The 21,951-nt window shown below is 66.6% G+C and carries 25 protein-coding genes; 15 read left to right on the forward strand and 10 right to left on the reverse strand.

Features of this window, described 5'->3' with window-relative positions; translation table 11 throughout:
* Positions 1–322 precede the first annotated feature (322 nt).
* Positions 323–1,303 (reverse strand): magnesium transporter CorA family protein, encoded by a 981-nt coding sequence (locus HMPREF2914_RS01115; RefSeq protein WP_003096411.1) that lies wholly within the window; start codon positions 1,301–1,303, stop codon positions 323–325.
* Between the two features lie 101 nt (positions 1,304–1,404).
* Between HMPREF2914_RS01115 and HMPREF2914_RS01120 the strand changes: the two genes are divergently transcribed.
* The 5 genes from HMPREF2914_RS01120 (at position 1,405) to HMPREF2914_RS01140 (ending at position 6,596) form a co-directional block, all read left to right on the forward strand.
* A complete protein-coding gene (locus tag HMPREF2914_RS01120; RefSeq protein WP_003114340.1) occupies positions 1,405–1,680 on the forward strand; it encodes a hypothetical protein in 276 nt (91 codons plus the stop codon).
* 132 nt (positions 1,681–1,812) lie between these two features.
* On the forward strand, positions 1,813–2,580 hold the full coding sequence (locus HMPREF2914_RS01125; protein WP_003096415.1) for a substrate-binding periplasmic protein: 768 nt from the start codon (positions 1,813–1,815) through the stop codon (positions 2,578–2,580).
* 42 nt (positions 2,581–2,622) lie between these two features.
* Positions 2,623–2,856, forward strand: a complete 234-nt coding sequence (locus tag HMPREF2914_RS01130; protein ID WP_003096418.1) for a TIGR02647 family protein — start codon at positions 2,623–2,625, stop codon at positions 2,854–2,856.
* 148 nt (positions 2,857–3,004) lie between these two features.
* Positions 3,005–5,857: a class I adenylate cyclase gene (locus tag HMPREF2914_RS01135; RefSeq protein WP_023092755.1), complete on the forward strand. Its 2,853-nt coding sequence runs from the start codon at positions 3,005–3,007 to the stop codon at positions 5,855–5,857.
* 40 nt (positions 5,858–5,897) lie between these two features.
* Positions 5,898–6,596 (forward strand): glycine-rich domain-containing protein, encoded by a 699-nt coding sequence (locus tag HMPREF2914_RS01140; protein WP_003096422.1) that lies wholly within the window; start codon positions 5,898–5,900, stop codon positions 6,594–6,596.
* Between the two features lie 43 nt (positions 6,597–6,639).
* On the opposite strand, the gene rnk is transcribed toward HMPREF2914_RS01140, so the two are convergent.
* From rnk to cyaY, 3 genes are all read right to left on the reverse strand, one after another.
* Positions 6,640–7,044: a nucleoside diphosphate kinase regulator gene (gene rnk / locus HMPREF2914_RS01145; RefSeq protein WP_003096424.1), complete on the reverse strand. Its 405-nt coding sequence runs from the start codon at positions 7,042–7,044 to the stop codon at positions 6,640–6,642.
* 135 nt (positions 7,045–7,179) lie between these two features.
* Positions 7,180–7,389 carry a DUF1289 domain-containing protein gene (locus HMPREF2914_RS31045; RefSeq protein ID WP_003161172.1) on the reverse strand — a complete coding sequence of 70 codons (210 nt, stop codon included), beginning with the start codon at positions 7,387–7,389 and terminating at the stop codon, positions 7,180–7,182.
* Positions 7,367–7,702 carry an iron donor protein CyaY gene (gene cyaY / locus HMPREF2914_RS01150; RefSeq protein WP_003121284.1) on the reverse strand — a complete coding sequence of 112 codons (336 nt, stop codon included), beginning with the start codon at positions 7,700–7,702 and terminating at the stop codon, positions 7,367–7,369. Before cyaY ends, HMPREF2914_RS31045 begins: the two co-directional genes overlap by 23 nt.
* A gap of 253 nt (positions 7,703–7,955) precedes the next feature.
* Here cyaY and HMPREF2914_RS01155 point away from each other — a divergent pair, with 253 nt between their 5' ends.
* From HMPREF2914_RS01155 to HMPREF2914_RS01180, 6 genes are read left to right on the forward strand one after another with little or no spacing between them, the layout of a single operon-like run.
* A complete protein-coding gene (locus tag HMPREF2914_RS01155; protein ID WP_003096430.1) occupies positions 7,956–8,096 on the forward strand; it encodes an LPS translocon maturation chaperone LptM in 141 nt (46 codons plus the stop codon).
* Positions 8,097–8,106: 10 nt separating this feature from the next.
* Positions 8,107–9,354, forward strand: coding sequence for a diaminopimelate decarboxylase (lysA, locus tag HMPREF2914_RS01160; protein WP_023092756.1), 1,248 nt, complete (start codon positions 8,107–8,109; stop codon positions 9,352–9,354).
* 10 nt (positions 9,355–9,364) lie between these two features.
* Positions 9,365–10,195, forward strand: a complete 831-nt coding sequence (gene dapF, locus HMPREF2914_RS01165) for a diaminopimelate epimerase (RefSeq protein ID WP_003098223.1) — start codon at positions 9,365–9,367, stop codon at positions 10,193–10,195.
* Between the two features lie 30 nt (positions 10,196–10,225).
* The gene (locus HMPREF2914_RS01170; RefSeq protein WP_003096433.1) at positions 10,226–10,927 is read left to right on the forward strand and encodes a DUF484 family protein; all 702 of its coding nucleotides are present in this window, start codon (positions 10,226–10,228) and stop codon (positions 10,925–10,927) included.
* Positions 10,928–10,946: 19 nt separating this feature from the next.
* Entirely contained in the window at positions 10,947–11,858 is a 912-nt protein-coding gene (gene xerC, locus HMPREF2914_RS01175; protein WP_003096434.1) for a tyrosine recombinase XerC, read from the forward strand.
* The gene (locus HMPREF2914_RS01180) at positions 11,855–12,553 is read left to right on the forward strand and encodes an HAD family hydrolase (protein WP_003096435.1); all 699 of its coding nucleotides are present in this window, start codon (positions 11,855–11,857) and stop codon (positions 12,551–12,553) included. The genes xerC and HMPREF2914_RS01180 overlap by 4 nt, the downstream gene beginning before the upstream one ends.
* A gap of 30 nt (positions 12,554–12,583) precedes the next feature.
* On the opposite strand, the gene HMPREF2914_RS01185 is transcribed toward HMPREF2914_RS01180, so the two are convergent.
* The gene (locus HMPREF2914_RS01185; protein WP_019485044.1) at positions 12,584–13,753 is read right to left on the reverse strand and encodes an MFS transporter; all 1,170 of its coding nucleotides are present in this window, start codon (positions 13,751–13,753) and stop codon (positions 12,584–12,586) included.
* A gap of 162 nt (positions 13,754–13,915) precedes the next feature.
* Between HMPREF2914_RS01185 and HMPREF2914_RS01190 the strand changes: the two genes are divergently transcribed.
* Entirely contained in the window at positions 13,916–15,292 is a 1,377-nt protein-coding gene (locus tag HMPREF2914_RS01190; RefSeq protein WP_023092757.1) for an aminotransferase-like domain-containing protein, read from the forward strand.
* A 24-nt stretch (positions 15,293–15,316) separates the two neighbouring features.
* Here the strand turns inward: HMPREF2914_RS01190 and HMPREF2914_RS01195 are convergent, their stop codons facing one another.
* The 5 genes from HMPREF2914_RS01195 to glnK all read right to left on the reverse strand — a co-directional run bounded on the left by HMPREF2914_RS01195 (position 15,317) and on the right by glnK (position 19,455).
* Positions 15,317–16,231 (reverse strand): fimbrial protein, encoded by a 915-nt coding sequence (locus HMPREF2914_RS01195; RefSeq protein ID WP_003096438.1) that lies wholly within the window; start codon positions 16,229–16,231, stop codon positions 15,317–15,319.
* A 436-nt stretch (positions 16,232–16,667) separates the two neighbouring features.
* The gene (gene sutA / locus HMPREF2914_RS01205) at positions 16,668–16,985 is read right to left on the reverse strand and encodes a transcriptional regulator SutA (protein ID WP_003096440.1); all 318 of its coding nucleotides are present in this window, start codon (positions 16,983–16,985) and stop codon (positions 16,668–16,670) included.
* A 77-nt stretch (positions 16,986–17,062) separates the two neighbouring features.
* Positions 17,063–17,488, reverse strand: coding sequence for a secondary thiamine-phosphate synthase enzyme YjbQ (locus tag HMPREF2914_RS01210; protein WP_003096441.1), 426 nt, complete (start codon positions 17,486–17,488; stop codon positions 17,063–17,065).
* 260 nt (positions 17,489–17,748) lie between these two features.
* On the reverse strand, positions 17,749–19,077 hold the full coding sequence (locus HMPREF2914_RS01215; RefSeq protein WP_023092758.1) for an ammonium transporter: 1,329 nt from the start codon (positions 19,075–19,077) through the stop codon (positions 17,749–17,751).
* A gap of 39 nt (positions 19,078–19,116) precedes the next feature.
* Positions 19,117–19,455 (reverse strand): P-II family nitrogen regulator, encoded by a 339-nt coding sequence (glnK, locus tag HMPREF2914_RS01220; protein WP_003096476.1) that lies wholly within the window; start codon positions 19,453–19,455, stop codon positions 19,117–19,119.
* 439 nt (positions 19,456–19,894) lie between these two features.
* Between glnK and HMPREF2914_RS01225 the strand changes: the two genes are divergently transcribed.
* The 3 genes from HMPREF2914_RS01225 to HMPREF2914_RS32860 form a co-directional block, all read left to right on the forward strand.
* A complete protein-coding gene (locus HMPREF2914_RS01225; RefSeq protein WP_003096478.1) occupies positions 19,895–20,155 on the forward strand; it encodes an accessory factor UbiK family protein in 261 nt (86 codons plus the stop codon).
* Positions 20,156–20,195: 40 nt separating this feature from the next.
* Positions 20,196–21,689 carry a YifB family Mg chelatase-like AAA ATPase gene (locus HMPREF2914_RS01230; RefSeq protein ID WP_003457843.1) on the forward strand — a complete coding sequence of 498 codons (1,494 nt, stop codon included), beginning with the start codon at positions 20,196–20,198 and terminating at the stop codon, positions 21,687–21,689.
* A 124-nt stretch (positions 21,690–21,813) separates the two neighbouring features.
* Positions 21,814–21,951, forward strand: a 138-nt coding sequence (locus HMPREF2914_RS32860) for a hypothetical protein (protein ID WP_256561970.1), incomplete at its 3' end; no start/stop codon positions are given.

Consider the following 21,951-nt stretch of genomic DNA (forward strand, 5'->3'; position numbering starts at 1 on the left):
GGTGATGGACATATAGGCGGGTGTTGCCATGGATGCATTCCTTGTCAGTGGTAGCCGGGACGACATGTCCTGGTGCGGCAGCTACCCAACAAGCTTCGTGCCAATAAAATATTTACCTTTTAAATCAATTTGTTGAAGACTTTCCCGGCCCGCACGAACGTTTTTCCCCGGGTTTATCCCGAAAAAGTGAGCAAGTTGTTGCACAGTGCTATGCAAGAACTTGCTCACTTCATCGAAGACCCCGCCAGACCTTGGCCCCGGCGTTGTATCCACAGCTTTTCCCGAAGTTATCCAGCAAAAAGTTGCACACCTGCCGAGTGCCTCAGAGCCAGTTCTTGAACTTGAACCAGAGGTACGGAAGGATCGCCGATACCACCATCATCCCCAGCGCCATCGGATAGCCGATGGACCAGTCCAGCTCGGGCATGTCCTTGAAGTTCATGCCGTAGACGGTGCCCACCAGGGTCGGCGGCAGGAACAGTACGGCAGCGATGGAGAACACCTTGATGATGCTGTTCTGCTCGATGTTGATCAGGCCAAGGGTCGCGTCGAGGAGGAAGTTGATCTCGGTGGACATCTTCGCCAGGTACTCGTCCAGCGAGCGCACGTCGCGCTCCACGGTCTTCGCCAGCACCTTGGCCGGCTCAGAAAGCCAGCCGTTGCAACCCTGGCGGAAATAGCTGTTCATCCGATTGATGCTGAGCAGGCTGTCGTTGAGCTTGGACAGCAGCGAGCTGCTGCGCCCGAGGTGCTTGATGATCTGCTGCAGGTCGGTCTTCGGCTTGCGGGTCTGGGCGGTGGACTCGGCGAAGATCTCCCGCGACATGCTGCTCAGTTGCCCCTGTACGGCCTCCAACACGTCGGCGATGCGGTCCACCAGGCTGTCCATCATCAGGGCGAACAACTGGGTGCTGCTGCGGTTGGCGTCGAGCTGGCGGATGCAACGGTTCTCGAACTCGCGGAACGAACGCAGGTCGGCGTAGCGCACGGTAATCAGCCATTTCTCGCTGAGTACGAAGGTCACTTCCTCTGTGCTCGGCCGGTGCTCGGTGATCCCGCCGACCACCGAAGTGGTCATGTAGAGGACGTTGCCGTCCTCGTAGAAGCGCGACGAATCCTCGATCTCGGCCATCTCCTCGCGGGTCGGGATGTTCACCTGCAGGTGGGATTCGAGCAGGCGCTCCTCTTCGGGGGTCGGGTGATGCAGGTCGATCCACAGGGTGCCCGGCGGCAACCCCCGCTGGGCATCGTCGTGCTGGCGTCGCTCCAGGCGGTCGCCGGAAAGGATGTAATAGGTGATCATGTCGGGTATCGCTACCTTCGCGGCCATCCGTTGGCCAAGCAGGGTGGACAACTTCCCGCCGCCGCACAAGCGGTACTTTGCGCCAGAACGAGGAACGCCCGATGAGCGAACAGGACGACAACCAGGAAGACGGCTTCGCCGAGGAAAAACTGATCCAGGCCATCGAGAACCAGATCGAAAGCGAGAATCCGCCGGCGGCGCGCGCCGTGTTCAACAAGCTGACCCTGGTCGGCTACGAGCGCGACGAGGCACTGGGCATGATGGCCTACGTGCTGGCCCACGAGATCAACGCCATGCTCGCCGCCGACCGCGCTTTCGACAGCGCCGGCTACGAGCATGCGCTGCGTGCCCTGCCGACGTTGCCGGACGACGAATGAGCGGAGCCGGGCCGACTGGTGCCGGCGAATGCCCCTCGTATCCATACGGTTTTGTTTCGCCAAACGCCTGCCGCTCTGGTAGAAAGGTGGCGCCCACTCTCCGTGCCACCTGCTTTCGCGGAGCGATACCGGATGCGATCCTGGTTCCACTTCCTGCCCATCTGCCTGCTGCTGGCCCTTTCCGGCCCGGCAGCGGCCGTCCCGACAGAACCCCTGGTGCTCGGCGCCGAAGACGACTGGTATCCCTATACCGCCTACAAGGACGGCCGCATCCAGGGCATGAGCGCGGACATCGTGCGGGCCGCCTTCAGGGCTGCGGACACGCCGGTCCAGCTCAATCCCTACCCCTACTCCCGCTGCATGAAGCTGGCCCTGAAAGGCTTGATCGCCGGCTGCTTCAACACCTCGCCGAACCCGCACATCCTCGCCGACTACCGTCTGCCCCGGCATCCGTTGTTTCGCGCGGAGATCCAGCTCTGGGCGCGACGCGACGAAGCGCGGCCGGTGAATGCGGAGCAGGCGCTGAGCGGACGGAAAGTCGCGGTGACCCTCGGCTATGAATACGGCGACGGCTTCGATCGCCGCCACGACCTGGTGCGCATCCCGGTGCGCAAGGACTACTACGGTTTCCTCATGCTCCAGCGAGGCCGCGTCGACTACGCCCTGGCCTACCGCAATACGGCTCGCCAGTTGTTCAGCGAACATCCCGAACTGGAAGGCCAGTTCCAGCCGGTGGCCACGGTCCACCGCCCGGAGCTGTACCTGTCGTTCTCGCGCCGCCACCCGCAGGCCGAGCATCTGCTCGAACGCTTCGACCTCGGCATGCAGCGCATCCTCGCCAGCGGCGAGTACCAGAAGATCCTCGACGGCTGGAGCCAGGCCGCCGACGCTACGCCCTAGTCCAACTACACTCACCGGTGCTCAACACCGCAAGGAGCCGACATGGCCTTCACTCCCGAGCTGATCGACGAACTGGAACTGCTGGCGCTCTTCAACCTGAACAACACCCAGGAAGGACTCAAGGTCCATCACACCGCCGACGGCAAGGCCGTCGCCGCCGCCCGACGCCTGCACGACAAGGGGCTGATCGACCAGCCCGACGGCGGCTACCTGACCAGTCTCGGGCTGGACGCCGCGGAGCAGGCACAGGGCCTGCTGACCATCCTCAAGGGTTGACGGAAGCGGCCATCGCGACCTGCTCCCGACAGGCCGCGACGGTTGCCCCGGTTCGCGGTGCGGCGCTCAAGCCGCCGCGCTTCCGGGCGATACAATGGCATGACCGGAGCCAGGCACGGCGCCTGGCCTTGCCTGTGCCCGGACGCCCATGAACCGACACCCCGCACTCAGCCTCGATCTCGACGATGGCATCGACCGCAAGGTCCTCGGCCAGTTGCGCCAACGCTTCCTGGCGGTCAACGCCGGTCGCCTGCAACGCGCCCGACAGGCGTTGTCCAGCCGCCAGGAGCGGGTCCTGCGCCTGCTACCGCTGCTGTTCCACATCAACCATCCGCTGCTGCCGGGCTACCTGTCGGCCAGCACGCCGGCGGGCCTGAGCGGTTTCGAGGCGGACGACGAAGTACTCGCCGAAGCCCAGCGCCTGGCCCGTTCGTTTGTCTACAAGCCACGCAGGCAGGAACCCGCACAACAGCCGATCCACGGCCTGTTCCTGATGGGCAGCCTGGGGAGCCTGGCCCAGGAGGAACAGAGCGATCTCGACCTCTGGGTCTGCCATGCCCCAGAACTGGAGCCCGGCGCGCGCCAGGAGCTGCGCCGCAAGTGCGCGTTGATCGAGGACTGGGCGCGCAGCCAGGGCAGCGAGGTGCACTGTTTCCTGATCGACGTCGCCCGCTTCGGCCAGGACGAACGCGAAGACCGGAAGGAGCCCGGCGGCGACGGCAATACCCAGCACTTCCTGCTGCTCGACGAGTTCTACCGCAGCGCGATCTGGCTCGGCGGACGCACCCCTCTGTGGTGGCTGGTGCCGCCGGCCCATGAACGGCGCTACGACGAATACTGTCGGACCCTGCTCGGCAAACGCTTCATCCGCGCCGAAGAGGTGCTCGACCTCGGCCACCTGGCGCACATCCCCGCTCGGGAGTTCATCGGCGCCGGCCTCTGGCAGTTGTCCAAGGCCATCGATTCGCCCTACAAGTCGCTGCTCAAGCTGCTGCTCACCGAGGCCTACGCCAGCGAGCACCCGCGGGTCCGCTGCGTCGCCCTGCGCTTCAAGGAGCAGGTATTCGCCGGCCAGCTCGATCTCGACGAACTGGACCCCTACGTCCTGGTCTATCGCCATCTCGAACGCTACCTGCGGGAACAGCAGGCGCCGGAACGCCTGGAACTCGTGCGGCGCTGCCTGTACCTCAAGGTCGGGCGCAAGCTCGGCGGTCGCCAGCGCCAGGCGCAGAAGGGCTGGCAGCACCTGTCGATGGAGCAGCTCGTCGCGGAATGGCAATGGGAGCCTCGCCGCTTGGCCCTGCTCGACAGCCGCAGCCAGTGGAAAATGCGCCAGGTGATGGAAGAGCGTCGCACGGTGGTCAACGAACTGACCTACAGCTACCGCCTGCTGTTCCAGATCGCCCGCCAGCAAGGCGCTGACAGCGGCATCGACAGCCGCGACCTGGGCCTGCTCGGCCGCCGCCTGTATGCAGCCTTCGAGCGCAAGGCAGGCAAGGTGGAGAACATCAACCCGGGGATCGCCCCGGATCTCGGCGAAGACGTCCTGACCCTGGTCCAGCTGCCCGCCGACGACGACCGCGAGCAGGCGCAGTGGGCGATCTTCCCCGGTGCCCTGGGCGCTCACCAGTGGCCTGACTACGCGCCGCTGAAACGCAGCCTCAGGCTGGTCGAGCTGCTCGCCTGGTGCCATCGCAACGGCGTCATCGACAGCGCCACCCGGCTGTCCCTGCATCCCGGCCAGAGCGACCTCGGCGATGCCGAACTGGACAATCTCCTGGGCAGCCTGCGGCAGTTCCTGCCGGTCCCCCTGGCGACCGTGGACGACGCCGACCTGCTGCAACCGCGTCGGCTCAAGAGCGTCCTGCTGCTGGTCAACGTCGGTGTCGACCCGCTGCGCCACCACAGCCAGATGAACCTGCACATGGCTACCGGGCGTACCGACGTGCTCGGTTATGCCGGGGTGCGCGACAACCTGGTGCTGACCCTCGACCAGCTCAGCCTCAACAGCTGGAACGAACTGACGGTGCGCCATTACGCAGGCCCCCAGGCGCTGCCCGAGTGCCTTGCCGAGTTCCTCGACGCCGTCCGCGAAAAGCCCGGAAGCCCGCCGCAGCCACCCGAACTGATGGTGCGCTGCTTCTGTCGCAACCGGGCCGCCGCCATCGCCGTGCGGGTCGAAGAGCTGTTCCGCGAAACCTACGGGCAACTGCTTGGCGGCCAGCCGAGCCGCTACCTACTGCAGATCCGCCAGCGGTACCACCTGCTGGAAATGTCGCCGGAGGCGGTCAGCCACGAGAGCCTGCCCGACCTGCCGAGCCTGCTCCAGCACCTGGGCCGCGAGCGCGATGGCTACAGCGCCCTGAAGCTGGATCGCCACGCCCTGGAAGGCGAGGACCTCGGGCTGATCCTGTCCATGGGGCGGCCGGACTGCATCCAGGTGTTCTACCGGCGCGACTTCGACAGCGCCGAGATCAGCCTGCTCGACGAACGCAACGCGCTCTGGCGCCAGCGCCAGGCGTTGCGTGACGAACGCAGCCTGCTCGCACCGCTGCAGCGCTTCCTGCAATCGCTGCTGTACCGGCGCAACGCCCTGTCGCTGGCGGAACAGGTGCCGGCCTCGCTGGATATCCGCTACTACGAGTTGCTCTCCAACGACGGCAGATTGCACGTCGAGCCTCGCGAAGCGCCGGAGGCCCTGGCCGGACCCGCGTTGTACGAGCTACAGGCGCTACTCGAACGCGACGAACGCAAGCGCGTGCAGGTCACCCTGTACTGCGACCACCAGGAGTTTTCCGAACTGGAGTACGGCGCCGGCCTGTTCAAGGCGGTCGCCCGGCATATCCTGGCGCATCGCGCGGAAAGCGAACCCTACCCCTGCTACCTGACCGACCTCGACCTGTCGCGGCTGTTCGCCGACGAACAGCCGCAAACGCTGCACTATCTGCGTTATAAAAGCGTCCTGGAAACGGCGCTGAGCCAGGCGCTGCTGGAACAATGACCCAGCGCCGCACCGCGCGGGGCTCGACAAGGACGTACGGATGGCACTCCTCGGTATTACCCTGCTCGCTGGCGCCGCATTCGTGGGCGGCTATCTCTACCGCCGCGGCCTGGATCGCCGGCGCTACCGCTTCATCCAGCAATTCCGCCTGCCGCCGCGGGTCGCCCAGGCGGTCCGCGAGCGCTATCCGCAGCTCAGCGAGGAACAGGTCCAACGAGTGCTCGGCGGCCTGCGCGAATACTTGCTGCTATGCCGCGCCGCCGGCAAGCGGATGGTCGCGATGCCGTCCCAGGTGGTGGATGTCGCCTGGCACGAGTTGATCCTGCATACCCGGCTCTACCAGCACGTCTGCCGCAAGGGACTCGGGCGCTTCCTCCACCATACGCCGGCGCAGGCGATGCGCAGCCCCCGACAGGCCCAGGAAGGCATTCGGCGCGCCTGGAAGCTGGCTTGTCGCCGCGAAGGCATCGACCCCCAGAACCCCACGCGCCTACCGCTGCTGTTCGCTCTCGACACGGAACTGGCGATCGCCGACGGCTTCCGCTACACCCTGAACTGCGCGCAGCGGCAAGACGGCGGCGCAGCGGTGTATTGCGCCAGCCATATCGGTTGCAGCAGCGGCTGCGCCAGCGATAGCGGCAGTACCTTCGGTTCGGACGGACAGGATTCGCGCCACGGCTGCGGCGGCGATAGCGGTGGGGACGGCGGCAGCGGTTGCGGGGGCGGTGGGGGCGACTGAGGGTCGCGAAGCCCGTCGCCGGGAGGCGACGGGCGAAAACCGATCAGCGCGCGTAGTCGCCGGCGGCTTCCGGCTGGTATTCGATTTCCAGCAGGGTCAGCTTCAGCGTCTTGCCGCTCGGCGCCGGCCAGTCGATGGTCTGGCCGATGGTCAGACCCAGCAGCGCGGTGCCCACCGGCGCGAGGATCGAGACCTTGCCTTCGCCGGCCACGTCTTCGGGATAGACCAGGGTCAGGGTGTACTCCTTGCCGCTGCTTTCCTCACGGCAACGCACGGTGGAGTTCATGGTCACGACGCCCGGCGGAATCTCGTCATGCCCCACCACCTGGGCGCGCGACAGTTCGGCCTCCAGCGCCTCGGCGGCGGGTCCGAATTCGTCCAGGCCATCCAGCAGGCGCTCCAGGCGCTGCAGGTCCAGACGAGTGATGGTGATCGGCGGCGTGCTCATGATCGCAGGCGTGCTCCTTGGTCCGGTTCGGTTGATCGATGAAAAGCAGGAATCGCAAAAAAGCAAAAACCCCGCCCGAAGGCGGGGTTTTCCCGGACACTAACACAGTCGCAGGAATTAGCAACATCCCCCCTATCAGGAGAGACGGCCCGCCAGCGACTGGCGTCGAGCGGCCTGTGACCTGATCTGCAAGCGGCGGGAATCGTCGGCCTTGCCCCACTCGCGGATTTCCGCCAGGGAACGTCCGCAGCCGACGCAAACGTCCGCATCGTCGAGGCAGCACAGGCGCCGGCAAGGCGAGGCCACCGCCGGCGGCGAAGCCTCAGAGGCCGGGGAACTCGACATCCTCGCCCCCCTGCTCCAGGGTCGCCCGGTTGAGTAGCGCGCCCAGCGGTTCCTGGCTGCCATCGTGGCGCCAGAGACCGCTGGCCTCGTCGTAATCGAAGTGGAAGCCGCCCGACTTCGCCGCCACCCACAGCTGGCGCAACGGCGCCTGGCGGCTGAGGATCAGCTGCGAGCCGTTCTCGAAGCGTACGGTGAGCACGCCGCCGGCGTTCTCCAGGTCGAGATCCAGGTCGCTGTCATCGAAGGCGTCTTCCACCTGCTGCTGGAGCGCATCGACCAGGTCGTGGAAACGCGCTTCATTCATCGTACTCATGCATTGCCTCGGCATTCGCTAACGGGAAAAAAGGCGGGCGACTACCTTCGTCTTGCCCTATTCCGACAATTCTACGCTGGTATTGCCGTAGTCCGCGCTGTTTTGCCGCGACGCTCGCGGAAAACGCCGGCGCCCCCTCTGCCTCAGGCCATTCCCCTGCAAGCCCCGGCACACCTGATCCGGCTCGCATAGGCAAGGCGCCGGGGGGTCGGTATACTCCGGAACAATTCACGTTTTCTACAAGGATTCCGTCATGAAGCGGCTGTTCCTGTCCTTCGTCGCGCTCGCCCTCCTCGCCGGCTCCATCGCCGCCTGCGGCCAGAAAGGCCCGCTGTACCTGCCGGACGACGAAAAAGCCAAGAAAGAACACAGCAAAGACCGCTACGGTTTCTGAGAGAGCGCCCATGGACACATTCAGTTACCGCGACGGTGAGCTGTTCGCGGAAGGGGTGGCGCTTTCCCGCATCGCCGAGCGTTTCGGCACGCCCACCTACGTCTACTCCCGCGCGCACATCGAGGCCCAGTACCGCGCCTATGCCGACGCCCTCGCCGGCATGCCGCACCTGGTCTGCTTCGCGGTCAAGGCCAACTCCAACCTCGGGGTGCTGAATGTGCTGGCGCGCCTCGGCGCCGGTTTCGACATCGTTTCCCGCGGTGAGCTGGAGCGTGTCCTGGCCGCCGGCGGCGATCCGGCCAAGGTGGTGTTCTCCGGCGTCGGCAAGACCCGCGACGACATGCGCCGCGCCCTGGAAGTCGGTGTGCACTGCTTCAACGTCGAGTCCGGCGAAGAGCTGGAGCGCCTGCAACGGGTGGCCGCGGAACTCGGCGTGAAAGCGCCGGTGTCGCTGCGGGTCAACCCGGACGTGGATGCCCAGACCCACCCCTATATCTCCACCGGCCTGAAAGAGAACAAGTTCGGCATCGCCATCGACGAGGCCGAGGCGGTCTACGCCCGCGCCGCCGAGCTTGACCACCTGGAGGTGATCGGCGTCGACTGCCACATCGGCTCGCAATTGACCCAGCTGGAGCCCTTCCTCGACGCCCTCGAGCGCCTGCTCGGGCTGGTCGACCGCCTGGCCGGCAAAGGCATCGGCATTCGCCACCTGGACCTCGGCGGCGGCCTCGGGGTGCGCTACCGCGACGAACAGCCGCCGCTGGCCGGCGACTACATCCGCGCCATCCGCGAGCGCCTGCATGGCCGCGACCTGATCCTGGTGTTCGAGCCGGGCCGGTCCATCGTCGCTAACGCCGGCGTGCTGCTGACCCGCGTCGAGTACCTCAAGCACACCGAGCACAAGGATTTCGCCATCGTCGACGCGGCGATGAACGACCTGATCCGCCCGGCTCTCTACCAGGCCTGGATGGACGTGCAGGCGGTACGCCCGCGCGATGCCGTGCCGCGCCGCTACGACCTGGTCGGGCCGATCTGCGAGACCGGCGACTTCCTCGCCAAGGATCGCGACCTGGCGCTCGTCGAAGGCGACCTCCTGGCGGTGCGCTCGGCCGGCGCCTACGGCTTCGTCATGAGCTCGAACTACAACACCCGCGGTCGCGCCGCCGAGGTGCTGGTGGATGGCGAGCAGACCCACGAGGTCCGTCGCCGCGAGACCGTCCAAGAGCTCTACGCCGGCGAAAGCCTGCTGCCGCAGTGAGGCCCAGACCATGCTTTTGCGCTTCACCAAGATGCATGGCCTGGGCAACGACTTCATGGTCCTCGACCTGGTCAGCCAGCACGCCCATGTGCAGCCCAAGCACGTCAAGCTCTGGGGCGACCGCAACACCGGGGTCGGCTTCGACCAGTTGCTGATCGTCGAAGCCCCGAGCAGCCCCGACGTCGACTTCCGCTACCGGATCTTCAACGCCGACGGCTCCGAGGTCGAGCAGTGCGGCAACGGCGCCCGCTGCTTCGCCCGCTTCGTTCAGGACAAGCGCCTGACGGTGAAGAAGAGCATCCGCGTAGAAACCAAGGGCGGCATCATCGAGCTGAATATCCGCCCGGACGGCCAGGTCACGGTGGACATGGGTCCGCCGCGCCTGGCCCCGGCCGAGATACCGTTCCAGGCCGAGCGCGAAGCCTTGTCCTATGAGATAGAGGTGAATGGCCAGCGCGTCGAACTGGCCGCGGTATCCATGGGCAATCCCCATGGCGTGCTGCGCGTCGAGAACGTCGACAGCGCACCGGTACACAGCCTCGGTCCGCAACTGGAAGTCCATCCGCGCTTCCCGAAGAAGGCCAACATCGGCTTCCTCCAGGTGCTCGATCCGCACCATGCGCGCCTGCGCGTCTGGGAGCGCGGCGTCGGCGAGACCCAGGCCTGCGGCACCGGCGCCTGCGCCGCAGCGGTTGCCGGGATTCGCCAGGGCTGGCTGCAATCGCCGGTGCAGATCGACCTCCCCGGCGGCCGCCTGCACATCGAGTGGGCAGGTCCCGGCCAGCCCGTTATGATGACCGGGCCTGCCGTCCGCGTGTATGAAGGCCAGGTCCGCCTGTAAGGGCCGTCGCCCGCGAGAACCGAGACGCTTATGACCGAGAAAAGCCAGGAACCGACAGCAGCGCTGGACGCCGAGCAGGTGGCCGCCTATCTGAGCCAGCACCCGGAGTTCTTCGTCGAGCATGACGAGCTGATCCCCGAGCTGCGCATCCCGCACCAGCCCGGCGACGCCGTGTCGCTGGTGGAGCGCCAGGTACGCCTGCTGCGCGAGCGCAACATCGAGATGCGCCACCGGCTCTCGCAACTGATGGACGTGGCCCGCGAGAACGACCGCCTGTTCGACAAGACCCGCCGCCTGGTCCTCGACCTGCTCGACGCCACCAGCCTGGAAGACGTGGTCAGTACCGTCGAGGACAGCCTGCGCCACGAGTTCCAGGTGCCCTACGTGAGCCTGATCCTGTTCAGCGACAGTAGCGTCTCGGTGGGCCGCTCGGTGAGCAGCGCGGAGGCGCACCAGGCCATCGGCGGCCTGCTCTCCGGCGGCAAGACCGTCTGCGGCGTGCTGCGTCCACACGAACTGGCGTTCCTCTTCGGCGAGAGCGACCGCGACGAGATCGGCTCCGCAGCGGTGGTCTCCCTGAGTTTCCAGGGCCTGCACGGCGTGCTCGCCATCGGCAGTCCCGATCCGCAGCATTACAAGAGTTCCCTCGGCACCCTGTTCCTCGGCTACGTCGCCGAGGTCCTGGCCCGCGTGCTGCCGCGCTTCTCCTCGCCGCTGCGCTCGGTCCGCTGAGCGCGGCGGGCGGTCCGAGATGCGCGCCGACTTGGATGCCTTCCTCGAACATCTGCGCAGCGAGCGCCAGGTCTCCGCGCACACCCTCGACGGCTACCGCCGCGACCTGCTGAAGATCCTCGCCCTCGCCGAAAAGGCCGGGCTCTCCGACTGGAACGCCCTCGACACCCGCAGCCTGCGCACCTTCGTCGCCCGCCTGCACCAGCAGGGCCAATCCAGCCGCAGCCTGGCACGGCTGCTCTCGGCGACGCGCGGCCTCTACCAGTACCTGCTACGCGAAGGGCGCTGCCGGCACGACCCTGCCAACGGCCTGAGCGCGCCGAAGAGTCCGCGCAAGCTGCCCAGGACCCTCGACGCCGACCGCGCCCTGCAATTGCTCGACGGTGCCGTGGAGGATGACTTCATCGCCCGCCGCGACCAGGCCCTGCTGGAGCTGTTCTATTCCTCCGGGCTGCGCCTCTCGGAACTGGTCGGCCTCGATCTCGAATGGCTGGACCTCAAGGAAGGCCTGGTGCGAGTGCGCGGCAAGGGCAACAAGGTCCGCGAGCTGCCGGTCGGCAAGGCCGCGCGCCAGGCGCTCGAAGCCTGGCTGCCGCTGCGCGCCCAGGCCGCTCCGGAAGACGGAGCGGTGTTCATCGGCCGCGGCGGCAAGCGCCTGACGCCACGGGCGATCCAACTGCGAGTGCGCCAGGCCGGCGTCCGCGAGCTGGGCCAGCACCTGCACCCGCACATGCTGCGGCACTCCTTCGCCAGCCATCTGCTGGAGTCGTCCGGCGACCTGCGCGCCGTGCAGGAACTGCTCGGCCACGCCGACATCGCCACGACCCAGATCTATACCCACCTGGACTTCCAGCACCTGGCCTCGGTCTACGACCGCGCCCATCCCCGCGCCAAGCGCAAGGGCAACGCCGATGGAGGCAACGACCCATGAGCAGCCTGCGACTGATCACCTTCGACCTCGACGACACCCTGTGGGACGTCGCCCCGGTGATGAACAACGCCGAGGCCCTGCTCCGCGAATGGCTGGCGAGCAACGCGGCGCGCCTGGGTCCGGTGCCCATCGAGCACCTGTGGGCGATCCGCACCCGCCTGCTGGATCGCGAACCGATGCTGCGCCACCGTCTCAGCGAGCTGCGCCGGCGCATCCTGTTCCATGCCCTGCTCGACGCCGGTTATCCACAGGCGGAGGCGGAAAGCCTGGCCGAGGCCGGTTTCCAGGTATTCCTCGAAGCGCGCCACCGGGTCACCCTGTTTCCCGAAGTTCACCCGACCCTGGAGATCCTCGCCGACCGCTTCACCCTCGGCGTGCTCACCAACGGTAACGCCGACGTGCGCCGCCTGGGCCTGGCCGACTACTTCCGGTTCGCCCTCTGCGCCGAGGAACTGGGCGTCGGCAAGCCCGACCCGACGCCATTCCGCGAAGCCCTGAAGCGCGCCGGCGTCGAGGCCTCGGCAGCGGTACACATCGGCGACCACCCCAACGACGACATCGCCGGAGCGCGCCGCGCCGGCATGCGTGCCATCTGGTTCAACCCAAACGGCAAGCCCTGGGCCGGGGAGGAAGAGCCGAGCGCGGAGATCCGCAGCCTCGCCGAGCTGCCGGCCCTGCTCGCCCGCCTGCAATGACCAACCGGGCCCCCGGTCGCGGGTAGCGCCCTAGGCACGCGAAGCGCAGGCCTTGAAGCGCCCTACCCCGCGCAAGATGGAAAGCGCCACCGCAACGGCAGCCAACGTCAGCGACACGCCGAAAAGCAGCAACGCCGTCGACGCACCGAAGCGATCCGCGATCAGTCCGGTGAAGATCACCGGCAGGCTGAAGCCGAGGTAGGCCAACAGGAAGTAGCCCGCGCTGGCCCGCGGCTTTTCCGCACCGGCCAGGACATTCACCGCCGACAGCCCGCCCAGGTAGGTAAAGCCGTAGCAGGAACTGCTCGCGCCCAGCGCGCCGAACAGCACCGCAGCCAGCGAGCCGTGGATCGCGCCCCAGGCCAGCAGGGCATAGCTCGGCGGCAGGATCACCAGCCCCAGGCAGGTCGCCGAGGCCGGCGCCATCCGCCGCGCCAGCGGCTGGAACAGCAGGCCGCAGCTGATCACGGTGAAGGTCGAGAAGCCCGACCAGCGCGCCAGCCCGTGGGCCGCCAGCAGCGAAGGCAGGACCGCGATGACCAGGCCCACAGTGGCCCATGCCAGCAGGATCGAGAAGCCGTACGGCAGGCTGCCGGCGGGAAAGAACGGCAGCCGCAGCATCGGCGTATCGCGCCCGCGCGGCGCCTCGTCCGGCAGGCCCGCCACCGCCGCCAGGGCCACGCAGGCCAGTCCCAGCTGGACCCAGAAGCTGCCGGGAACCAGGCTCTCCCGGAACAGCAGGAACAGACTGGTCAGTGCCGCGCCGAGGCCGAAGCCGAGCGAGGTGCTGGCGGTCACCCAGTTGGCCGAGGTGCGGGAATCCCCGCCCGCCATCAGTTCGCTCATGTAGGCCGTCCCGGTGGCCGATGCCAGGGCCGTGCCGACGCCGAGCAACAGGCGCGCCACGCCGAGCGCCTCCAGGCGCGGCCAGAGCGCCATCACCAGGGTGGCCACCATCGACAGCAGCAACGCGACGACGATCGGCGGCTTGCGCCCGATCCGATCGGACAACCCGCCGAGTACCAGCAGCACCGGCAGTACGCCAAGCACATAGCCGGAGAAAGCGCTGGCGGTGGCTGCCGCGCCGTAGCCGGAAAGCTCCGCGTAGGCGGTGTACAGCGGCGCCTGGAGGTTCACCGCCAAGGTGATCAGGCACAGGCCGAAGGCCAGGCATGCGGCGTGGCGACGGGTATTGCTCATGCGTTTCTCCGTACAAGGGCCTGCCGCGGCAGAGCGGTGGGCATTGGCTAGCCCGCGAGAAGAGGCGTCGACTATCCGGCGCGGCGGCGCTACGGAACAAGTAACAGCTGTTCGGATTTATGCTTAACTGTTCGCCTGAAAAGACCGAACAGTGAGTCAGGCATGCACCTCCGGATCGACCGCAATGCCAGCGAGCCGCTGGTGCAGCAGATCGTCGCAGGGGTCAGCGGCTGGATCCGCGGCAATCGCGTCCGCGCCGGCACGCGGATTCCGTCGATACGCCAGTTGGCCAGGGAAAACCAGCTCAGCCAGTCCAGCGTGATCGAGGCCTACGACCGCCTGGTCGCCCTGGGGATGCTGGAATCGCGGCACGGCTCGGGGTTCTTCGTCGCCGAGGCACCCACCGCCGCTACCGAACTCGACAGCGAGTGGCACGAAGGCGCGGAAAACGCATGGGGCCAGTTCAGCGGCAGCTCGACGAAACTCAAGCTCGGCTGCGGCTGGATCCCGGACAACTGGCGGGAAGTCGAGGAACTCAGCTACGCGATCCGCCAGGTCGCCCGCAGCGAACTCGCTGGGCTGTTCGACTACAGCACTCCGCTGGGCCTGCCGGCGCTGCGCCAGCACATCCAGAAACGCCTGCGGCTGATCGATATCCATGTCGACCCGGAGCAGATCCTCACCACCACCGGCGCCAGCCATGCCCTCGACCTGTTGGTACGCACGCTGCTCAAGCCGGGCGACGTGGTGGTGGTGGAGAACCCCGGCTACTACAACCTGTTCAACCTGCTGAAATTCCACGGGGTGAAGATGCTCGGCGTGCCGCGCACCCGCCACGGCCCGGACACCGCCGCGCTGGAGGCGATCCTCCTCGCGCACAAGCCGAAGTTCCTCTTCACCAACAGCATGTACCACAACCCCACCGGCACCAGCCTCAGCCCCTCGGTGGCCCACCGCGTGCTGCAACTGGCCGAGCAGCATGACTTCCACATCGTCGAGGATGACATCTACGCCGACTTCCAGAACGGCCCCAGCACCCGCCTGGCGACCCTCGATTCGCTGCGCCGGGTGATCTACCTGGCGAGCTTTTCGAAGACCCTCAGTTGCTCGCTACGGGTCGGCTACCTGATCGCCGGCCCCGAGCTGATCCGGCGCCTGGCGGATGTGAAGATGTACACCAGCATCGGCAGCCAGCGCTTCGCCGAATGCGTGGTCTCGACCATGCTCGCCAACGGCAGTTACCGCAAGCTGGTGCAACGCCTGCGCCAGCGCCTGACCCGGCAGATGGCGGCGACCCTGCGGGTGCTTGGGGACAACGGCTGGGAGGTGTTCGCCGAACCGGTCGGCGGGATGTTCGTCTGGGCCCGTATCGGCGACTACCCGTTCGCCGAATTGCAGGCCGTGGCGACACGCCTGGACGTGCTGCTGTCGCCGGGCAGCGGCTTCAGCCCGGAAGGCGAGGAGAGCGACTGGCTGCGTATCAACATCGCCTATGCCAGCGACCCGCGGGCCCTGGCGTTCTTCGAGGCGTTCGGGTGAGGCGCGCTCTTGCCCTCCCCTGCCTCACTGGTAGTCGAGCAGGATCACCATCGCGGCCAGGACCGAGCCGGGCGTGATTTTCTCGGCGGTCTGCACATAGGACGCTTTCATCGGGATCCAGTACGCCCCGCCGGTGTTCTTGTCGTACGCGGTCACCGGCAACGAGAGTCCCATCCGTAGCGGCACGCCGGCCTCGTCGGTGACCCGGATCGATACGCCGGTCGCGGTGCTGCCCGCCAGGCGCGGCAGCACACCCGAGCCTTCGGCCACCGCCCCCCCCACCGCTTGAAGGCTGTAGCCGACGCGGTTGTACCCGCGAGGACAGCCGGCCACTACGAGATTGAACGGGGTAACGGCCGCGTAGGTGCCGACGCCGTTCAGCCGGGCGGCAGCGATCGACTGCAGCTTCACGGTCTGGTCGGCGACCTGGCAGGTCGCATTGATCGTGGTGACGCTCCCGGTCAACCTGACGGAAGAGGTGCCAGACGCGACAAGCCCGTCCTTGTAGGTAATGAGGAAGTACGAGTTGAACGCTCCGCTCGCGAACTGGCCGTCGGAGAGCGGCGTCGAGTTGCGGAACAACTGGACCTCCGCGATTTGCGAGAAAGTGCCCTTGAAACGGCTGCTCGCCGGTATGCCATCCAGCAGCAGGCGCACCGAAAGGCCCGGCACGTTGGTATTCAGGTCCGGACCATCGACCGGGTCCCAGACACTTCCCTTGTTGTACAGAGAGACGCCGATGAGATCGCAGCTGGGCTTGCCGCACAGTTGCATGGGAGTGAACGTGTAGCGCGACGTGACGTTTCCCTCGGGAAGGATCGAGGGGACGGCGATATCGCGGCCGCCGAAAGCGTACAGATTGGCAGCCATGCTGGTGCCGGCGGGAACGAACAGGACTGCCGCGATCAGCAGGGTTCGACGGAACGTCTTGAACTCCATGGGATGACAACCGATGTGTCCGGCATGTCCGGGAAAATCCGGCGGAACCGGCGCGAACTTGATGGGTGGCGAATCTTTTCAGAACGCCTGGAAAAGAGCCATAAGACAGGACCTACACGGCTCCGCGAATCCACCTAAGAATCGCTAGGAAAATTCTTAAGCAAGCTCTACAGCTCGCTCTCCGGCAAGTGCAGGATCGGCCCCGGACGCCGCTTGGAGCGCCTGGATGGCAAGCAGCTTCGGTTGACGATGTGGAACGGTAGCGCTGCCACCGGAAAGGAAAAGGCCTTGGCCCGTCGCCAGCCGTGCCTGAACAGGCGAAAGATCGGCTCGCCAACCGGGATGCGGCGGGGCGAGATGCCCGCCAAGATAGCAGGCGCCATAGCACAAGGCCCGCCACTCCCTCACGGGTGGCGGGCCTTGGGATGACGCGAAATCAGATGGGGCGGCTACCGTACTTGCTGTCCGGCTTCTTCGGCGGATCGGCCACCACGTTGGGTTCGATCTCCTGCACCTTTCCACCGCGGGAAAGGAATTCCTCCATCGCCTTGGCGAGGGCGTCACGCTCTTTCTGCTTGGCTTCGACCGAGGGCAGTTCCTCTTCCACCACGGCGGCTTTTGCCTTCTTGCCGGGGGCGGGGGCCTCGTCGCCGTCACTGCTGTCCGCTTCGCCGTCGTCGGCCGCGGCCAGCTCTTCGCCGTCGTCCTCGTCAGCGCCGTCCAGCTCGTCCTGTTCCAGTTCTTCTTCGCTCATGGTCAACCTCTCGGTGCTGCAAAAGCAGGTTAGTTATAGCCCAGCCGCGCGTTTTGATGAGCGCCGCCGGAAAAAATTCATACTGACTCGCCCTGCCAGGTGGCGAGCACGCGCCGTGCCCCGCCCCTGTCCCGGTGTTCACCGAGATAGATCCCCTGCCAGGTGCCCAGTGCCAACCCTCCCGACTGTATCGGCAGGGTCAGTTGGCAGCCCAGCAGGCTGGCCTTGAAATGCGCCGGAAGGTCGTCCGGACCTTCGTCGTTGTGTTCATAGCCGACTTCGCCGCGTGGCGCCAGCCGCTCGAAAAAACGCTCGAAATCCCGGCGTACGGCAGGATCGGCATTTTCATTCAGGGTCAGTGAAGCCGACGTATGTTGCAAAAGCAGGTGCAGCAGGCCGACCCGGCACCGCCGAAGCTCCGGCAAGGCGTCGAGTATCTCCTCGGTGACGAGGTGAAAGCCCCGCGGACGCGGGCGCAAGGTGATCAGGGTCTGCTGCCACATGCTGCTGTTCCAAATCGGCTCCGATCCGTCGCGCCGCGCATTCTAGCGCGGCATTTGAAAAAGCAAAGAGCGTAAGAGACAGACCTGTGAAAGCTGAGGGTTGCGCAGTCCGCCGGCAGTCGCTGAAAGACCGGTTGCGGAGAGGTCGTGGCAGTCGCGGGAAACGCCCAGGACTTTCGACGCGCAAGGGCATGGCGTTCGGCGAAGGCGAGCGCGGGAGGCAAGCCGACGCCCGGCGGAAAGCCGGGCGCCGGCAGGTATTACAGGTTGTAGCCGCGCTCGTTGTGCAGCGCCAGGTCGAGGCCGACCGCTTCCTCTTCCTCGGTGACCCGCAGGCCCATGACCAGGTCCAGCACCTTGAGGATCACGAAGGTCACCACGGCGGTGTAGACCACGGTGAAGGCCACGCCCTTGAACTGCACGAAGAACTGCGCGCCGATGTCCTCCACGCTGCCGAAGCCGCCCAGCGACGGCGCCGCGAAGATCCCGGTGAGCAGCGCGCCGACGATACCGCCGACCGCATGTACGCCGAAGGCGTCGAGGGAATCGTCGTATTTCAGCGCGCGCTTGAGACTGGTGGCGGCGAAGAAGCAGATCACCCCGGAGGCCAGGCCGATCACCAGCGCGCCCATCGGACCGGCGGTGCCGGCGGCCGGGGTGATCGCCACCAGACCGGCGACCACGCCGGACGCGATGCCCAGGGCGCTCGGCTTGCCGTGGGTGATCCACTCGGCGAACATCCAGGCCAGGGCCGCGGCGGCGGTAGCGATCTGGGTCACCAGCATGGCCATCCCGGCGGTGCCGTTGGCGGCGGCGGCGGAACCGGCGTTGAAACCGAACCAGCCGATCCACAGCATGGCCGCCCCGACCAGGGTGTAGCCGAGGTTGTGCGGTGCCATCGGCGTGGTCGGGTAGCCCTTGCGCTTGCCCAGCACCAGGCAGGCGACCAGGCCGGCGATACCGGCGTTGATGTGCACCACGGTGCCGCCGGCGAAGTCCAGCACGCCCCAGTCCCACATCAGGGCGCCGTCACCGCTCCAGACCATGTGCGCGATCGGCGCGTAGACCACGGTGAACCAGACCGCCATGAAGATCAGCATCGCCGAGAACTTCATGCGCTCGGCGAAGGCGCCGACGATCAGCGCCGGAGTGATGATCGCGAAGGTCATCTGGAAGGTGATGAACACGCTTTCCGGGAACAGCGCGGTGGCGGAAGTCAGGCCGTCGGCGGTGAGACCGCTGAGGAAGGCCTTGTCCAGCCCGCCGACGAAGGAATTGAAGTTGAGGACGCCCTTCTCCATCCCGGCGGTATCGAACGCCAGGCTGTAGCCATAGACCACCCAGAGAATGGTGATCAGGCCGGTGATGGCGAAGCACTGCATCATGATCGACAGCACGTTCTTCGCTCGCACCATGCCGCCGTAGAACAGCGCCAGACCGGGGATGGTCATGAGCAGGACGAGCGCAGTGGAGATCAGCATCCAGGCGGTGTCGCCGCTGTTCAGGACGGGTTCCTCGGCGGCCAGGGCGAGGCCCGGCAAAGCGAGGGACAATAGGGCTCCTAGCCCTGCGATCTTACGCAGAGTCATGTTGGTATTCTCCTGGGGCTTTTGGGGGTTCGGTTGGGCTTAGATCGCGTCGGTATCGGTTTCGCCGGTACGGATGCGGATGGCCTGTTCCAGGTTCACCACGAAGATCTTGCCGTCACCGATCTTGCCGGTATTGGCCGCCTTGGTGATCGCCTCGATGACGCGGTCCAGCTGGTCGTCGGCGATCGCCACGTCGATCTTCACCTTGGGCAGGAAGTCGACGACGTACTCGGCGCCGCGATACAGCTCGGTGTGGCCCTTTTGCCGGCCGAAACCCTTGACCTCGGTCACCGTGATGCCCTGCACACCGATCTCGGACAACGACTCGCGGACGTCGTCCAACTTGAACGGCTTGATGATGGCAGTGACTAGCTTCATGAAACTCTCTCCCGTGTTTGGTGGACTCGCCCCAGGAAAACGAACCCGAGGACAGTCTAAGCGCAGTGTCTGGCTTTGTAACGCGCCGGTCCCTCTGGGAAGCATGATCGGGACCCTCCGCCCCGACCTGGCCCTGCTGCGGCCGTTCGATGCCGCAACCTGCCGGCCTCCCGCAACCGCCTCATCTGCCGCACCGGTACTGCTTCAGTGCACGCCTCACCCCGGCCAAAGCAGAAAGCTTGCCAGCTCCGGCAAATCCGCCGGATTTCAAGCCCTTAGCCGCCAACCCGGGGATAGTGCGGAACGCCGGCCTCCGGGCGGCGCACCAAATAGGCGCAGACGCGCTCCGACAGTTGCGCAAAAAGTGTGCAATGGCCCTCCCGCGAGCGCCGCCGACATCGTGCTAGACTGCCGCCCACTCGTTACCGGAACCCTCGCCATGCTGCCGCCCAAAGCCGTCTTCGAAGCCCTCAGCCAACAAGCCAGCCGCCTGTTCGCCGGCGAATCGCCGTTGCCCAAGGCCGAGCTGGAGTCGCAGTTCCGCGCCCTGATGCAGAGCGCTTTCAGCAAGCTCGACCTAGTCAGCCGCGAGGAATTCGACAGCCAGATGCTGGTCCTCGCCCGCACCCGCGCACGGCTGGAAGCCCTGGAGGCCAAGGTGGCGGAACTCGAAAGCAAGCTGACGCCGCCCGCCGACTGATCCTTCCCCCTGCGAGCGGCGTGAGATCAAGGAGCGATCCATGTCCCTGGCGATTGTCCACAGCCGAGCCCAGGTCGGCGTCGAAGCCCCCTGCGTCAGCGTCGAGGCGCACCTGGCCAACGGCCTGCCTTCGCTGACCCTGGTCGGCCTGCCGGAAACCGCGGTGCGCGAGAGCAAGGACCGCGTGCGCAGCGCCCTGCTCAATGCCGGTTTCGACTTCCCCGCGCGGCGCATCACCCTCAACCTCGCCCCCGCCGACCTGCCCAAGGACGGCGGTCGCTTCGACCTGGCCATCGCACTCGGCATCCTCGCCGCCAGCGGCCAGTTGCCCGGCACCGCCCTCGACGGCCTGGAGTGCCTTGGCGAACTGGCCCTGTCCGGGGCGATCCGGCCAGTGCGAGGCGTATTGCCGGCCGCGCTGGCGGCGCGCGACGCAAGGCGCGTTCTGGTGGTACCGAAGGAAAATGCCGAAGAGGCCAGCCTGGCCAGCGGGCTGACGGTGTTCGCCGTGGACCACCTGCTGGAGATCGCCGGACACCTCTCCGGCCAGGCCCCGCTGCTGCCCTACCAGGCCCGCGGCCTGCTCCGCGCGCCCTTCCCTTATCCAGACCTGGCCGAGGTCCAGGGCCAGGCCGCCGCCAAGCGCGCCCTGCTGGTGGCCGCCGCCGGCGCGCACAACCTGTTGCTCAGCGGCCCGCCGGGCACCGGCAAGACCCTCCTGGCCAGCCGCCTGCCCGGCCTGCTGCCGGCGCTCGACGAGGACGAGGCCCTGGAGGTCGCAGCGATCCATTCGGTGGCCAGCCACGTCCCCCTCAGGCACTGGCCGCAGCGACCGTTCCGCCAGCCGCACCACTCCGCCTCCGCGCCGGCCCTGGTCGGCGGCGGCAGCCGCCCGCAGCCGGGCGAGATCACCCTGGCGCACCAGGGCGTGCTTTTCCTCGACGAACTGCCGGAGTTCGAGCGCAAGGTCCTGGAGGTCCTGCGCGAGCCGCTGGAAAGCGGCGAGATCGTCATTGCCCGGGCCAACGGCCGGGTACGTTTCCCGGCGCGCTTCCAACTGGTGGCGGCGATGAATCCCTGTCCCTGTGGCTACCTCGGCGATCCCAGCGGCCGCTGCCGCTGCACCCCGGAACAGGTCCAGCGCTACCGGGGCAAGCTGTCCGGACCGCTGCTCGATCGCATCGACCTGCACGTCAGCGTGCTCCGCGAAAGCACCAGCCTGCAGCCAGGACACGGCGAAACCGCTACCGCCGAGATCAGCGAACGGGTTGGCGCCGCACGGCAACGGCAACTGGCCCGCCAGGGCTGCGCCAATGCCCATCTCGACCTCCAGGCGATGCACCGCAATTGTGCACTCGCCGAAGCGGACCGCCGCTGGCTGGAGGCTGCCGGAGAGCGCCTGGAACTTTCCTTGCGCGCCTTGCATCGCATACTCAAGGTGGCCCGGACGCTGGCCGACCTGGAGCGCATCGATGCCATCGAACGCCGGCACCTGGCGGAAGCCCTGCAGTATCGGGCAACGACCTCCACGTGAAGCGTAATAATTCAGCAAAGCTATCGATTAAGGCTTTCCGAATCAAATTAGCTATCACGATGTGTTAGGCTGTTTCGTCTTCCGCCTTCGGCGGGCAATCCGATCACAAGGAGAGCTAGCTTACATGGAGACACCCACTACCCCCCGGAGCACCCTGAATCCTCCGGTCTTCTATACCTCCGCCGCCCTGATCCTGGCCCTGGTGCTGTTCACCGTGCTCCTCCAGGAAGGGTATACGGATTTAATGGTTGATGGGGCACCT

It is taken from the genome of Pseudomonas sp. HMSC067G02 (assembly GCF_001813485.1).
Lineage (GTDB): Bacteria > Pseudomonadota > Gammaproteobacteria > Pseudomonadales > Pseudomonadaceae > Pseudomonas > Pseudomonas aeruginosa.